This is a genomic window from Thalassospira sp. SM2505 (assembly GCF_054901115.1).
In genome coordinates, this window is the sequence record NZ_CM142731.1 from 3,616,888 (window position 1) to 3,631,042 (window position 14,155).

16 protein-coding genes are annotated in these 14,155 nt (G+C 54.1%); 7 read left to right on the plus strand and 9 right to left on the minus strand.

Going from position 1 to position 14,155, the window contains the following annotated elements; translation table 11 throughout:
* The first annotated feature begins 112 nt into the window (after nt 1-112).
* A complete protein-coding gene (locus ACTU44_RS16950; protein ID WP_336081652.1) occupies nt 113-334 on the plus strand; it encodes a hypothetical protein in 222 nt (73 codons plus the stop codon).
* 23 nt (nt 335-357) lie between these two features.
* Here the strand turns inward: ACTU44_RS16950 and ACTU44_RS16955 are convergent, their stop codons facing one another.
* Nucleotides 358-1,092 (minus strand): Crp/Fnr family transcriptional regulator, encoded by a 735-nt coding sequence (locus tag ACTU44_RS16955; protein ID WP_114099423.1) that lies wholly within the window; start codon nt 1,090-1,092, stop codon nt 358-360.
* A 169-nt stretch (nt 1,093-1,261) separates the two neighbouring features.
* On the opposite strand from ACTU44_RS16955, the gene ACTU44_RS16960 reads away from it, so the two are divergent.
* Nucleotides 1,262-1,495 carry a hypothetical protein gene (locus ACTU44_RS16960; protein WP_114099422.1) on the plus strand — a complete coding sequence of 78 codons (234 nt, stop codon included), beginning with the start codon at nt 1,262-1,264 and terminating at the stop codon, nt 1,493-1,495.
* Between the two features lie 114 nt (nt 1,496-1,609).
* Here the strand turns inward: ACTU44_RS16960 and ACTU44_RS16965 are convergent, their stop codons facing one another.
* The 4 genes from ACTU44_RS16965 to ACTU44_RS16980 are packed head-to-tail and all read right to left on the minus strand — an operon-like array spanning nt 1,610 to nt 4,270.
* Nucleotides 1,610-2,482: a transglutaminase family protein gene (locus ACTU44_RS16965; RefSeq protein ID WP_462096028.1), complete on the minus strand. Its 873-nt coding sequence runs from the start codon at nt 2,480-2,482 to the stop codon at nt 1,610-1,612.
* 54 nt (nt 2,483-2,536) lie between these two features.
* Nucleotides 2,537-3,340, minus strand: coding sequence for a transglutaminase-like domain-containing protein (locus ACTU44_RS16970; protein ID WP_462096029.1), 804 nt, complete (start codon nt 3,338-3,340; stop codon nt 2,537-2,539).
* A 55-nt stretch (nt 3,341-3,395) separates the two neighbouring features.
* Nucleotides 3,396-3,890: a hypothetical protein gene (locus ACTU44_RS16975; RefSeq protein WP_462096030.1), complete on the minus strand. Its 495-nt coding sequence runs from the start codon at nt 3,888-3,890 to the stop codon at nt 3,396-3,398.
* 29 nt (nt 3,891-3,919) lie between these two features.
* Nucleotides 3,920-4,270: a hypothetical protein gene (locus ACTU44_RS16980; RefSeq protein WP_114099419.1), complete on the minus strand. Its 351-nt coding sequence runs from the start codon at nt 4,268-4,270 to the stop codon at nt 3,920-3,922.
* Between the two features lie 562 nt (nt 4,271-4,832).
* Here ACTU44_RS16980 and ACTU44_RS16985 point away from each other — a divergent pair.
* The 4 genes from ACTU44_RS16985 (at nt 4,833) to ACTU44_RS17000 (ending at nt 8,149) form a co-directional block, all read left to right on the plus strand.
* Nucleotides 4,833-5,135 carry a hypothetical protein gene (locus tag ACTU44_RS16985; protein WP_462096031.1) on the plus strand — a complete coding sequence of 101 codons (303 nt, stop codon included), beginning with the start codon at nt 4,833-4,835 and terminating at the stop codon, nt 5,133-5,135.
* A gap of 231 nt (nt 5,136-5,366) precedes the next feature.
* Entirely contained in the window at nt 5,367-6,353 is a 987-nt protein-coding gene (locus tag ACTU44_RS16990) for an ABC transporter substrate-binding protein (RefSeq protein ID WP_114099417.1), read from the plus strand.
* A gap of 79 nt (nt 6,354-6,432) precedes the next feature.
* Nucleotides 6,433-7,212 (plus strand): ABC transporter ATP-binding protein, encoded by a 780-nt coding sequence (locus ACTU44_RS16995; RefSeq protein ID WP_114099416.1) that lies wholly within the window; start codon nt 6,433-6,435, stop codon nt 7,210-7,212.
* A gap of 7 nt (nt 7,213-7,219) precedes the next feature.
* A complete protein-coding gene (locus ACTU44_RS17000; RefSeq protein ID WP_336081667.1) occupies nt 7,220-8,149 on the plus strand; it encodes an ABC transporter permease in 930 nt (309 codons plus the stop codon).
* A 99-nt stretch (nt 8,150-8,248) separates the two neighbouring features.
* Here the strand turns inward: ACTU44_RS17000 and ACTU44_RS17005 are convergent, their stop codons facing one another.
* The 4 genes from ACTU44_RS17005 to ACTU44_RS17020 all read right to left on the minus strand — a co-directional run bounded on the left by ACTU44_RS17005 (nt 8,249) and on the right by ACTU44_RS17020 (nt 13,329).
* Nucleotides 8,249-8,836, minus strand: coding sequence for a HupE/UreJ family protein (locus ACTU44_RS17005; RefSeq protein WP_462096032.1), 588 nt, complete (start codon nt 8,834-8,836; stop codon nt 8,249-8,251).
* A gap of 129 nt (nt 8,837-8,965) precedes the next feature.
* The gene (locus tag ACTU44_RS17010) at nt 8,966-11,380 is read right to left on the minus strand and encodes a TonB-dependent siderophore receptor (protein ID WP_462096033.1); all 2,415 of its coding nucleotides are present in this window, start codon (nt 11,378-11,380) and stop codon (nt 8,966-8,968) included.
* Nucleotides 11,381-11,582: 202 nt separating this feature from the next.
* Nucleotides 11,583-12,698, minus strand: coding sequence for a FecR family protein (locus tag ACTU44_RS17015; RefSeq protein ID WP_462096034.1), 1,116 nt, complete (start codon nt 12,696-12,698; stop codon nt 11,583-11,585).
* 148 nt (nt 12,699-12,846) lie between these two features.
* Nucleotides 12,847-13,329, minus strand: coding sequence for a sigma-70 family RNA polymerase sigma factor (locus ACTU44_RS17020; RefSeq protein ID WP_336081676.1), 483 nt, complete (start codon nt 13,327-13,329; stop codon nt 12,847-12,849).
* 246 nt (nt 13,330-13,575) lie between these two features.
* Here ACTU44_RS17020 and ACTU44_RS17025 point away from each other — a divergent pair, with 246 nt between their 5' ends.
* Complete coding sequence (locus ACTU44_RS17025) at nt 13,576-13,959, plus strand: c-type cytochrome (protein ID WP_462096035.1); 384 nt, start codon at nt 13,576-13,578, stop codon at nt 13,957-13,959.
* The last annotated feature ends 196 nt before the right edge of the window (nt 13,960-14,155 follow it).

The window sequence follows — 14,155 nt, forward strand, 5'->3', positions numbered from 1 at the left end:
CATGAAATAAAAACAAAATAAACATCATAGGTTAGCTTCTGAAATTAAAATTCATTCATAATGAAAACCACAAAGAAAGATCAAAATTCACAAATAAATAAAAGGAAAAATCATGTTTGGATTTAAAGGTGGCGAAACATCCGATACAGTCACCCGGAAAAAAGGGTATCTTGCCGACGCCCAAAAGAAGTGGAACTTCCTGACACACTACGATCTATCGACCATCAAAACCAAGGGTCAGCTCTGCAACATGATCAAAATTCGCAGGGCGGTTTCCGAGGAAGAAGCCGTTGCCGACGTTGAAAAATGGATGGCTGGCAAAGATTTCTCTTAAGCACATGCAACGCGCCAAATGGCCTATTTTACAAGGATGGGACCAATCTGATCCAGATAACCCATTTCGAATTCTGCAAGTGCCGTCAACCTTTCCAGATCATCGAAGCGAACAAGTCCCTTTTGGAAAGTCACCAACTTCTGTTCGCGCAACTGGCGCAAGACGCGATTGATGTGAATGGCACTCAGCCCGAGCGTATCGGCAAGTTGATATTGCGATAAAGGACAGGGATATCCCTGTGCAGTACCGACACCAATTAGTCTGAGCCGCGCACCAAGTTCCAAAAGGAAGTGCGCGGTTCTTTCAATCGCCGAGCGCCTTCCAATATTAACGAGATGTTCCACAACCATCGCCTCGTCGCAGGACACCGCCCACAGGATCGCCATCGCCAGTCGTGGTGAAGATGAGAAAGCCGACAGCATGTCATGTGCCTTGACTTCGGCGACCCGCACATCCGTAACCGCTTCAAAGCTGTGATCGGACGTACGTAACAGCAAACTGCGCAACCCCAGAAAGTCACCGGGCACCTGAAAGTCAATGATCTGTCGCGCACCTTCGGGAAGCAACTTGTAGGACATCACCCAACCGTCCTGAAGAATGAAAGCACGATGACCGCTTTGCCCCTCATGGACGATGTCCTCGCCCGCAGGAATCATCAACGACCTGCCCGGCATTCCTGCAAGTGTGCCAAGTTCCTGATCGGTCAGGTCGATATAGTTTTTCAGCTTCTTTGAAACTGCCTCGGTCGGGGAAATCATCAAACCCGGTCTCCTCATGGAATATCGGAGCCCCTCAGTGTCGCAGTGATATGAGAATATCCTTGCTCAGACTAACCTGTGTATGCAGCGCAGAAACGAAGTGATGGTATGAAAACGCAGCGTCCAAATCGCTTTTCTTCAAACCAAAACTTAAAAGAGGGCACGAACCATGAATTATTCGATGGAGATCCAGGGATCTGCGGCACTCTCGATATGCGAGTCTACTCTATTATGCCTGGGCGATCTCGGAATTCTCCGCACAGAGGATATTGTCGGCATTCTTAAGGATGCCAAAAACGCACATGTTGCAGTGCCGCCCCACATTTCAGTCCAAACAGACCATCAGGCTGTCAACAGCCTGATCGATAGGATTATCAAGGGCGGCAACAGGCTGAAACTCTGATAATCACGTTCGCAGGCACGAAAACCAAGTCGTTTGGGGATGCTTGCCCCCATCATTTTCAGCAAAGCCAACCCGGCTTTTGTGGTTGTTTGCGGTTGGTCTGCCGTTATCTGACTAGCGCTCTGTTACCGTGATACTGACCGCAACGCTCATTTCAAGAAGGGCATCAATGCCCCCGGTGAATTCACCGGCGACCGGAACGGCCTGTTTCATTTCACGAACCACTGCCACTGCAATAAGGTTGCCAGAACCGACACTCCGATTTGTCGGATCAAAAGCGACCCACCCCGCACCGGGAAGGAACACCTCGGCCCACGCATGGGTAGACCCCGAACCGTCCGAGCCGCTCAACCAGCCACCCGTATTCACCAGATACCCTGACACAATACGTGCCCCAAGTCCAAGGCACCGCGCCGCCGCCACAAACAAGACAGCGAAATCGCGGCACGACCCTTCCTGTTTATCAAGCGTTTCAAGCGGCGTCTGCGTGCCCTCGCTCTCGCGCACCTGATAGATCGTTCTCTGGGATATCCCGACGCTAATGTCCTTTAGCAACGAAAGCGTGTCTGTCGGGCACCCGAAAATAAAACTGTTCACCCATTCTGATAGCCGCCCCTGCGCGTCGGGATAATGCTGTGCTGTCAAAGCACCAAGATCGATCCAGTCATTGTCCGAATATGAGAACGGAAAACTGCACGCATCAGCCGAGATCGCAAAAACCGGCCATTGCGTGGCACTCATCTCGATCCTGGACTGGCTTATAATTTCAAGATAATCGGTCTTATCCTTGAAATTTGCTGTTGCGATCGCATTGTCGGCAACATCATGCGTCCAGATCAACTCCGTGTCCGGGTTCATCCTTACATCAAAGGAAACCAGTCGCGTTTCACGCACCTCGCGCGGGCGAAGCATCAATCTGTGCGGGCCGAGCAACACCGGCCGACGATACCGATAGGTCGTTGAATGGACAAGCTCAAGAGACAGCATAAGACAGCCCCACTACCCCGTAACAGGGTTCTTCAGATCCATATTGGCAACGCATCATATTTCTTCTGTCCACACCCGGAAGTCACGCAACGTGCTTTCGCCAAAGGTCTGCAGCAACGGCACATCGGCCGCATCGCGTCCTCTGGCGATCAGGACACGCCCGATCCGCGGGGAATTGTTTCTGGGGTCGAAAACCCACCATCTGCCCGAAAGATACACCTCCATCCATGCAGCAAAGTCACCGCTCGGATGCGGAAGAGGTTCGCCAATATCGCTAAGATATCCGGTGCAGTATCGTGCCGGTATATTCATGCAGCGGCACAGTGTGATCGCAAGATGTGTGTAGTCGCGGCAAACACCACGTTGTTCGGACATCGCCTCGGACGCTGTGCGCGTCGCGCGTGCGTCCAGATATCCAAACGCAATATGTTGATGGACGAAATCACATATCGCTTTGACCCTGACGGATCCTGGTGTCGTATTTTCAAAAAGCCGCCAGGCTTCATTTGACAGAAGATCTGTGTCGCAATACCGGCTGCCAAGCAGATAAACCAGTACATCCGATGGCAAATCTTCGACCGCATGCTGTTCCGCGTTCTGACATGGCTCATCTTCGGAACCATCATCAAGGATGGTTCCATCTGACTTCAGAACAAATGTTCCAACCGGCGCTATCAAACGCGTGCAGATATTCCCGAACCCGTCGACATATGGCGTTTGCACCACTTCCGGGACTGTCTGCAGGCAATCTTCGCCCTCCAGATCATCCACACGGGAATGATGCACATTCAACAGGGCAATCATTGGTGTGATCTGCTGCAGCTCATACTGAAAATGGCATCCAATGCTTAGACGCATTTGTATTGTCCTGACCAACCAGAGCAGCACATCGGAACAGTCGCGCACTTAGCACTCATGACAATGCCAGCTTCGCAAGAGCCTCAGCTGCAAGGGCTTGCTCCCGGTCATGATAGTGCGCCCGAAAAACGCCATCCACACTGATTTCCCAGATACTGTTCTTCTTGACCAGTTGCACGCGCTCAACCCGTCCGGTGCGCTCGATACGCTCTGCATAGGGGGCGTGAGCAGGGCTGATAACACCCTGCTGTTTGTTGGCAGAACTCCTGTTCAGTTTGGATTTATCACCACCTGACAGGCCTTTCGCCTCAAGCAGCATGACAGCACGAATGAAATCTTCGGCGTATTCGTCTGTTTCCTTGTAGTCATGCTCGTGAGACACCCGTGACATGGGTAAAACGAACCTGGCCTGCAGATGTTCTACAAACTTGGGGTCGCTTCGTGACATAAACGCAAGAAGGGATTGCAATATCCGCTCATGCGCAAGAACGCGCCGTTCCAAAGCTGTCGCTTCCGGCGGCAAGGGAGAGGTCTTTCTCTCATCAGACACTGTGTTTATCTCCTTGAGTTCAGCGGTTATCACAGCTCTGGTTCAAGAGCATCGAAACAGGCTTGTGCAAGATCACGATTTGGAATTTCTGTGCCCGGCATTGTCGCCCAACCAGCGTCCATCACGGCTTCTTGTTGGCGGTAACTTGAAGCATCCCGGATCGTTTCCAGTTTTTCTTCGCGATTTGAATCCGCGTTTGCCTTGGCAACACAAACCGGCACTAGCGCCGCAATCACATTGTCATGGGACATTGTTTCTGACATCTGACGCGCATCTCCGCCCGTCTTCCAGTCTCCCCATGTAAAGCCGACCACCATTGCAAAAGCTGCACCGGAAGCCGCACCAAGAACATAGGGCTTTAACCAATCGGGATAGTTCATGTCTTGTCCTCCTGAAAGGAAGATGAATGGCTTGAATGTCCGGATTTTTTCGTGTGCAAAAAGAGATCGATGAAAAATTGCTCTTTTGCCTCTCGAGGAGCTCGCAATATCGAAGGCGAACATGCCTCTCATTTTTCAAATGATTGGAAAATTACTGAAAAATACGGCGACCAGAAGGACCCTGCATAAAGCCCGCAGGAAGATACCTTTTTGATCTGAATCCAAGCCCACACTTCGTAGCCTTCGATCCGGCATCGCAGAACATTCAATGAAGACTATTCTTATACAACGAATGCGAGCCGAACGAACTAATCGAGGTTAGCTTTAAGAGAATTGTCCGCACACATCCCGACGCAACCGGCTTCGGATTTTGGATTTTTCGCCCAGAACATAAAGCCAACCAGATGCACAAAGCAGCTTAATGAACGGATTGACTAATCCACATTAAGTCCTCCAGATCCGGCTTGGTCCATAATGTCAGCAAAACGCGATTTAACCATCTTGGCTAAATCAGGTCTCTCGACAGAGACCTTGCGCAGACATTTTCATGGATTGATCAGGCATGACGGAAAACAGACCAACCGGCCTCGACACAAGATACGACCGTTTTTTGCAGACAAAAATCGGCGCAGGTTCAAACGGAACACCTGTCACGACACTTTCCATGTTAGCCAGGCTTGGACTTGATCCCTGGCAGGTGGCACACGACCTCAGCACAATGTCAAAGGAAGCAGCTCGCGAGAAGCTTGACACCGTTATGATCAATTTCACCGACATAACGCACTCGGCTGAAAATCGTCAGAACATCGTGACAGGCTTGATTATGTCCCTGCATACGCCGAAATCATACGGACCAGCGGGATAACGTCCGTGATGACATCATGTTCGGGCACGCCTGATTGATGCCGGTCTGGATGTCGGCCCGATCCATGACCCGGACAATTGCCAGTTTGCAAATTTGCAACGTCCGAAACGCATTCGAATAATATGTAGGCAATAATACAGAGGATTGACGTTCTTCTTGGAACTTCGCATGATCCGCACACAAGGTTGGCGCCCCAAATGCCGACCCGAAAGAATCAGGGAGTTTCAGTGAATGAAAATGAATAAATCGGGCCTCCTTTCCGGACTGGTCCTGGCAGGCAGCCTTTTCGCATCCGTCACCAGCGTATCGGCCGAGGAAATCAAGGTCGGGATCGCCAATTTTGGCGAACATCCGCAGCTGAATGCCGCGATTGCGGGCTTCAAGGAAGCCATGTCTGCAAACGGCTTTGTCGAGGGCAAGGACGTTTCCTATTCCGAAAGCCACACCAATTTTGATGCGTCTCTGGTCCCCCAGATGATCACCAAGTTGCAGTCGGAAAACCCGAAACTGATCTATACGATCACCACCCCGGTTTCCCAGATCGCCAAACAGGCGCTGGCCGGTTCGGGCATTCCGATTGTGTTCTCGGCCGTCACCGATCCGGTTGCTGCCAAGCTTGTGCCGTCCTGGGAAGCAGGCGACACCAACATGACCGGCGCATCCGATCTTCAGGATATTGCAGCCGTTCTGGAATTCACCCGCAAGCTTCTGCCTGATGCCAAACGTCTGGCCCTGCCCTATAACCCGGGCGAAGCCAACGACACCGCCCTTCTGGAAAAGGTCGAGGCCCTGGCACCGGCTGCCGGTTTCTCGGTTGTTCCGGTTGGTATTGATAACGTCAATGACATCCAGCAGCGCATTACCTCGGTCGCAGGCAAGGCCGATGTCATCTATACCCCGGCATCAAACCTGATCCAGCCGGCAATTGCCGCTGTTTCGGCGGCGGCCCGCCAGATTGGCGTTCCGATTGTGAACTCTGACAGCTCCGCTGTTGCCAATGGCACCGTTCCGGCCAGCTTCTCGGTTGATTACAGCCAGGTCGGCAAAAATGCAGGCATGATTGCCGCTGAAATCCTTAAGGGCAAATCACCGGCTGACATTCCGCCGTCTGCACCGACCTATGAAACCCATGCGCCGATGATTTCGAAATCGGCTGCTGCGGCATTCGGGATCGAAATTCCGGCATCGTTTGACGATTGCGGCTGCATCGTCGAATAAGCTCGTCCAGACTTGAACAAACATTGGCGCCGTCAGGGTCAATCCCCCTGCGGCGCCAATGGCTTTACGGAGAAGACGGATGCTTGAAATCCGATCTGCACGCAAAACCTTTTATGCCGGGCAACCCGACGAAAAGGTCGCACTTGATAATCTTGACCTGACCTTGCAAACCGGCGAATTCGGCGTTGTCATCGGCTCGAACGGGGCTGGTAAAAGCACGATGCTCAATGCCGTATCAGGCGCACTGTCCCTTGATAGCGGTGCCATCCTGATCAATGGCGATGACGTCACCAGTACACCGGTGCACAAACGCGCCACCCGGATCGCCCGGGTGTTTCAGGACCCGATGCTGGGCACGGCTGCCAGCATGACGGTTGCTGAGAACATGTTGCTTGCCGAATTGCGCAGCAAGAAACGCACGCTTGCGCGTGGCCTGAATGCCAAGCGCCTTGCCGATTACAAGGAACGGCTTTCGGTTCTGGGCCTTGGCCTTGAAAACCGCCTTGAAACCAAGGTCGAACTTCTTTCGGGCGGACAGCGTCAATCGCTGTCGCTGATCATGGCGGTTGGCGGATCACCGGATTTGCTGTTGCTTGATGAACATACCGCTGCCCTTGATCCGCGTACTGCCGACCTTGTCATGCAGGCAACCGTGCGCGCCGTTGACAGCCTGAAACTGACGACACTGATGGTCACCCACAACATGCAGCATGCGGTTGATTACGGCCATCGCGTCATCATGCTTGATGCCGGTCGTGTCAAACTTCAGATCGGTGGCGAAGAAAAAGCAAATGTCACGGTGGCAAAACTGGTCGACCATTTCGCGGTCAAAACCGACGCAATGATGCTGGGGGCATAAGAATATAATGGAATTCCTTTCCTCAACCTTCACCAGCTATGTCGCCCTTGTGCCCGTCACCCTTGCGCAAAGCCTTATTCTGGCCTTTGTGGTTCTGGGCATCATGATCCCGTTCAGAACGCTTCATTTCCCCGATCTGACCAGCGAAGGCGCCTATCCGCTAGGCGGCTGTGTTTGCGGTATCCTGATTGCGGCTGGCGTCAATCCGGCACTGGCGATTATTGCGGCCCTTGCCTGTGGCTTTGTTGCCGGGTGCTGTACTGCGCTTATTCACTTGCGGTTCCGCATTCATACCCTGCTTGCCGGGATTTTGATGATGACGATGCTTTACAGCATAAATCTGCGCATCATGGGCAAGTCGAACCTGTCGATCTTTGGCTCAGACACGGTTTATAACTGGGCCCCGTTTGTCACGCCGGGCTTCCCGGTCAGCAAGATCATCATTGCCGGGATCATCGGGGCGGGTGTGTTTCTGGCCCTTAACTGGTTCTTCAAAACCGAAAAGGGCACAGCCCTTCGCGCGGTTGGTTCCAACCCCGCCATGGCCGAGGCACAGGGCATCTCGGTCTGGGTTTCGACCATTGTCGGTGTTGGCCTTGCCAGTGCGTTTTCGGCAACCAGTGGCGCGCTGATGGTTCAGTCACAGGGCTTCGCCGATGTGAATATGGGTCTTGGTATCCTGATCAACGGCCTTGCTGCGCTTATGATCGGCGAGGCGGTTGTTGGCAAAAAGTCGGTGTTCCGCCAGTTGCTGGCCCCGTTTGTCGGGGCGATCATTTACTATCAGCTGGTGTCGCTTTGTCTGGCAGCTGGCATGCCGCCGCCCGATCTGAAACTGGCGACCGGTCTGTTCGTTCTGGCCATGCTGGCCCTGCCAACGCTTAAGCGCGGTCGCGGTGCCGGTGGCGCGCCCGCCCATGAAAAGCTGCGTGAATAGTCAAACCTGACGTCATCACGCCCATAAAAACGGCCGCCCCTCAATTCCGAAGGGCGGCCGTTTCTGTTTTGGTTATTGGGAAGCTCTATCGCGCCCCAATCAGGCGGCAAGCAGGAAAACGCCAGCAGCGGCAATCGCACCACCGCCTGCGCGCAGAGCAACCGGTGCGGTTTTCTGCGCAATCTGTTTTACCGTCAGGCCCAGACCAAGACCGACCGCATGCAAGGCCGCCGTTGCAATTGCAAAGCCGACACCATATTCAACGCCGCTTGCCGTGGTCGGCATTTCCGTACCATGGGCATGACCATGGAAGACCGCAAACAGCCCGACCAGCGCCATCGCCGCACCGGTTGGCATATGTTTGCCAAGGGCAATCACCGCCCCCAGAACAATGACCGAGCCGACAATGCCAAGCTCAACCAGCGGCAAGGCGACGCTGGCAGCACCAAGGATGCCACCGACAATCATCATCGCGACAAAGGACAGCGGCAGCAGCCAGATCGATTTCCCGCCCTGCTGGGAAGCAAGGATGCCAACCGCAACCATTGCCAGCAAATGATCAAGGCCCCCGACCGGATGCCCAAATCCCGATGCAAACCCCGAAACCGTACCAGCACCGGTATGGGCAAGGGCCGGTGTTGCCACCAGCGTTGCAATGGCAAATGCCACAAAGGAAGAACGCCGCATTTTGAAATCTCCTTGGGATGCTGAAATCTGAAATTATGAAGTTTTATAAATTTATCATACGACTGCGGAAATGCCAATGACGCAAAAAGGGCGGAGAATTTCCCCGCCCTTTTGTCTCAGGTCGTTTGCTTACCAGCTATATTTCAGTGTCGCCAGTACTGTGCGGCCATCGCCGTAATAGCGACTGCCAAAGGTGTTCGACGATACATATTCACGATCCATCAGGTTGGTTGCGTTGACCGACAGGCTGACATCATCGGTGACCGCATAAATGATTGCCGCGTCAAACAGCGTGTAACTCCCAAGTGTTTCGGTGTTGCCATCATTACGTGCGCGTTCGCCAGTAAAGCGCAGACCACCACCGAGCGTCAGGTCACCAAACACACCCTGCCCCGGAATGGTGTAATCAAGCCATGCCGATGCCTGATGTTCGGGCACGTTTGCCGGACTGTTGCCGATATTGGCTGCGGCAATGTCGTCTTTGATTTCCGCATCGAGATAGGTATAGGCAAGTGTCAGGTTGGTCTGTTCATCAAGTGACATCTTGCCTTCAAGCTCAAGCCCGCGCGAATTGATTTCGCCGATCTGCTTATAGCTGCTCGTACTTGAATTCCACTGCGACACGTTTTCCTGGGTCAGGTCAAACAGGGCGGCGGTAAACAGGGCATCAATGGCTTCGGGCTGATACTTCACGCCGATTTCATATTGCGTGCCTTCCTGCGGTTTCACGCCCTCCGGGCGCGACGCCAGACCGGAATAGACCGGCTGGAAGGATTCCGAATAATTGCCATAGATCGAAACTGCGTTGGTCGCCTTATAGGTCAGGCCAAGACGTGATGTGAATTTATGATCATCGCGTTCGCTTGTCGTACCGCTGCTGATGGTGTCGGTGTCACTCTGCACATAGTCAAAGCGCCCGCCAACAGTGGCAATCCAGTCATCAGCAATCGTCAGCTGTTCCTGCACATAGGCCCCATAAGTCGCCTGCGTGATTTCCGTATCGGAACTGCTGGTAAAGGTGATGCATGAAAGCCCGCAATAGGACGGGTTATAGGGATCAATCGCGGTTGCCGTACCGTCACGGCGGAGCTCCCGGTTCTGGTCGCGGTTGTAATCAATCCCGATCAGCGTCTTGCTCTCAAACATGTCGTTGAGTGCGGTGTCATATTGCAGCTGGTTATCGACACCAAACCGGTCCAGTTCCCCATAAATCGCAAAGGCATAACGATTGCCAAGCGGGCTGGTGTCATTCAGGTAAACCGTCTCATAGGTCAGATCGACATTGGTGTAGCGCGCATTCTGACGGAATTCGAGCTTGTCGGTAATCTGATGCGAAAACGCGTAACCGATATTGGTTTCCTCGGTATCGAAATTGTTGAAATCCGGTTCACCGAAAAACGCATCGCGGCTGGTTTCAATCCCGATCGGATATCCGTAACCAAGGCCGCTGTCACGTTCGCTATAGCTTGTCAGGATCGTAAGCTCCGTCCCTGCCTTGGGCTTAAAGGTAAAAGCCGGTGCAAGATAAAGACGGTCATCCTGCGAATAGTCCTGACTGCGTTCGGCATCCTGCCACAGACCGGTCAGACGATATGTCCAGTTGCTGTCCTCAGCAACCGGCCCGGTAACATCGCCACCGGCGCGCAGATGATTTTCCCCAAAGGTGGTAAAGACTTCACCGCCTGCCACGTCTTCGGGGCGTTTGGTTGTCATATTGACCAGACCGCCGGGGCCATTCAGGCCAAACAGGCTTGATGTCGATCCCTTAAGAACATCAATCTGCTGCAAGCCATAGGGTTCCGGGCGGCTGTTGGTGAAATTGTAAACCCGGACCGGAAGACCGTCACGATAACTGCCAAGCGATGTCTGGCCAAAGCCCCGGATGCGGACATAGTCATACCGATAATCCGACCCGTATTCGGCGGCCTGGACACCGGCCGTATAGGAAACCGCCTGCTGGATGTCCTGCACATTGCGGGTTTCCATTTCCTTCTGGGTCACGACCGAAATGGCCGAGGAATCATCAAGAACCGGGGTGTCGGTTTTTGATGCCGTGCGGCTGCGCAATGCGACAAAGCTATCCGTGATGGCAGTGTCCGGACCGGATGCCTCGGCACTGTTGGCTTCGACCCGGACCGGATCAAGAACCTCGCCCCGGGCGGCATCGCCGCTGACGACTGCCTCAATCACGATGGTCTGGTCATCGGTCACGACATAGGTCAGGCCCGTCCCGCGCAACAGGCTTTCAAGCGCACGTCCCGCGCGCATCGTGCCCGAAACGGCACTGGCATCCACATTGCGGGCAAGCGCGCCATCGACAGTTACCTGCAAGCCCGTCTGCACCCCGAATTGCGCAAGCGCGCGCGTCAGCGACTGGGCCGGAATGTCAAAATCATACTGACCATCAATGCCCTTTGATGCGACCTGTGCGGCTGCCGGTGATGCAAACATCACCGGCGCAAGGGCCGTGCTCATCATCAGGGCGCTGGCGATAATTGCAACACGACCACGATTGCGCAGTTCGGTTGCTCCCCCATTCTTCATTCGTCTTGATCTCCGTTTCAGGTCATATGCCTCAACCAGACTGAGAATGCAAATGCTTCTCAATGGCGTATAAAGACAAAACGGACGGGGATGCAGCTTTTTCAAAAAAACTTTCGAAAAATCAGAACTTTCTTGAAATTGCCGATTTTCTGCGGGTTTCAGACAATCCGCATTTCCGGGATCATGGACAGACCAGAACGGATCAGGACGGGGAAACGATCAGAATCCAGGGAGTCACTTCGCGCACATTGGCCTTGTGTGCGCGCGCAATACCCCGCAATGCCGATACCGGATCATCCAGCCGATAGACCCCGGTCACGGTTTGCCGGGACAAAGTTCCATCGGTGATCAGGATGGTGCCATCATAATAGCGGCGCAGGCGATCAACGATCTCGCCCAATGGCTGATCCTGTGCGATCAGCTGGTTGTTGCGCCATGGCGCAATCTGATCGACCGGCGTGGTCGACCGGGTGACTTTGCCATCGCGGGTGACGCGCGCCTGCTGACCGGGTTCGAGAATTTCCGAAACATCCGGGACATTGGCGGCATTTTCAACCCGCACCAGACCATGTTCGACAGCAACGCTTGACTGACCGGCCCCTTCGGACACATCAAACCCCGTGCCCAGAACCGTGACGGTGACATTATCCGCACCGACCCTGAACGGTTGATCGGGATTTGGGGCAACCTCAAAGAACGCCTCGCCGCCAAGCAGTTCGACAAGGCGCGTTGCCCCGTCATAATGCACCTTGATCGCGCTTTCGGGGGCCAGTGTCACCGTGCTGTTATCGGCAAGGGTGATGGTGCTGATTTCTGCTGTCCTGGTGAAATGATCGGCCTGCATTTCGGTCGCAATACGCGGGCCAAACACGGCGGCAACAAGGGATGCCGCCACGGCAACACCACCCAGACCAATCCCGCCCCACGACGTATTGCCGCGCTTTTTAAACCGGCTTTGTGCCGAGATCACCTTTGCGGTTTCTTCGGCCTGGGCGGCGATCGCATCTTCGCCAGCAGCCGTGCGAACGCGCAGCAAATCGGTGTCCGACGCACGACGTTCTTCAAGGAAACGCTGCCAGTCGGTTTTGTCGTTGGGGCCCGCTTTGTCGCCATTGGACATTACGGGCGCAATACCCGCCATCAGATCCGCAGTACGAACCGTTGCATGCCAGGCATCAGCATGAAGGGGACTTTGCGCGCACCAGTCCTCAAACCGCGCGATCAGGTCGCGGTCATCGGGGGCTTCCTGCAACAGGATGAACCAGTCGGTTGCCTCTTTGGCGGCCTTGGCGGCTTTGGCTTGGGCCGAATTTGTCATGCCTGTCTTCACGCTGCTTTGCTGTTCGTGCGATGCGGGGCTGCGGCCCGGAACAATTCGTTTGAAAACCTTTTCCGATCAAGGCCAAAGGGCTGATCAGGGTTCCGACCTTCTACACTGAAAAAACCAGTAAGGTCATGCATTACCTTCATGGCCATCCGCCCAGCCGTTCACGGCAATGATCGATCCCGTCTGCCACCAGCTTATGGGCAAGCGGCACGGAAATATCGAGATATTCGGCAATTTCGCGCAGCTTGGCCCCGCCGAAACGATGCATTTCACAGGCAATGCGCGTGCGTTCGGGAAGCTCGCCCAGCGCCTGCATCAGCCGGGCATAGTCATCCTTATAGAGCGCGACCGTTTCCGGATCCGGCGCCTCATCAGCCGAGATATTGGCAATGACATCATAATCCGCCGCACGGGTCACCCGGCTTTCCTGTGCATCACGTCGTTTGCTATCAAGGGCAAGATTGCGCACGATCCGGTACAGATAACCGGTCGCGTCGTCCAGAAAACGGCCTTTTGATGCCTCGTCAAAGCGCAGCCATGCTTCCTGTACCAGATCTTCGGCCTGAACCCGGTTGCCGATGATTGAGCTGGCATAATTCACCAGCGCCGAACGCTGCGCCATGAACAGGATCAATGATGTCGAATTACCGGGCAAACAGGACTTCCTTCAAGCACAGCTTTCATCAGGGCTTTCGATGATGCTGATCCTTAACGTAGATGATATTGATTATCAATAACTTTCGGATTGACAATCATCCGCGCAAAACCCGGTCCGTCCCACCCCATACACAGCTTAGGAAATTCGTTACCAAACCCTGATAGGGTCGGGCGATATCAACAAGAAACACGCAGTTCCGGGGAGATCACCTTGCAGAAAATAAGCCTTGTCATCCTTGTGACCGGTGTCGTTGCCGCAGGCATGTGGGGGATCAGCGATTATCTGTCGCGCAAGGGCGAAGAGCACGGCGATGTGACACGCGGTCAATCGATTGCCGAACAAACCTGCCTGCGCTGCCACGCGAAATTTGATGGTGATCCCCTGCCCGATCCGTCAATCACCGACGCACCGGCACTGGCCAGTTTCGGGCAACGCTGGCCGCTTGAAAATCTTGAAGAAGCACTGGCCGAGGGCATCACGGTATCCCACGACAATATGACGATGCCGGAATTTTCCTTTACCCCGGAAAGCATCGCCGATCTTCTGACCTATATGGAAAGCCTGACCCGGGAAGCCGAAGCCAAGGGCAAATAAACCCGCCATCGTTTTCCCCATCGTGCAAATCCGTCATCACGTCCCCGCCGATTCACGGCCGGTTTCCGGCTTGCCGGTTTAACAGATCAGCACCTGTCGCCATGCGTGCACTGCGAATTTGCGCGTCTTCATACGGTCGAAAATGCTGCTAAAACCGCTATTTGGCTGTATTTCGCACATGCCAAAATCGCCATTC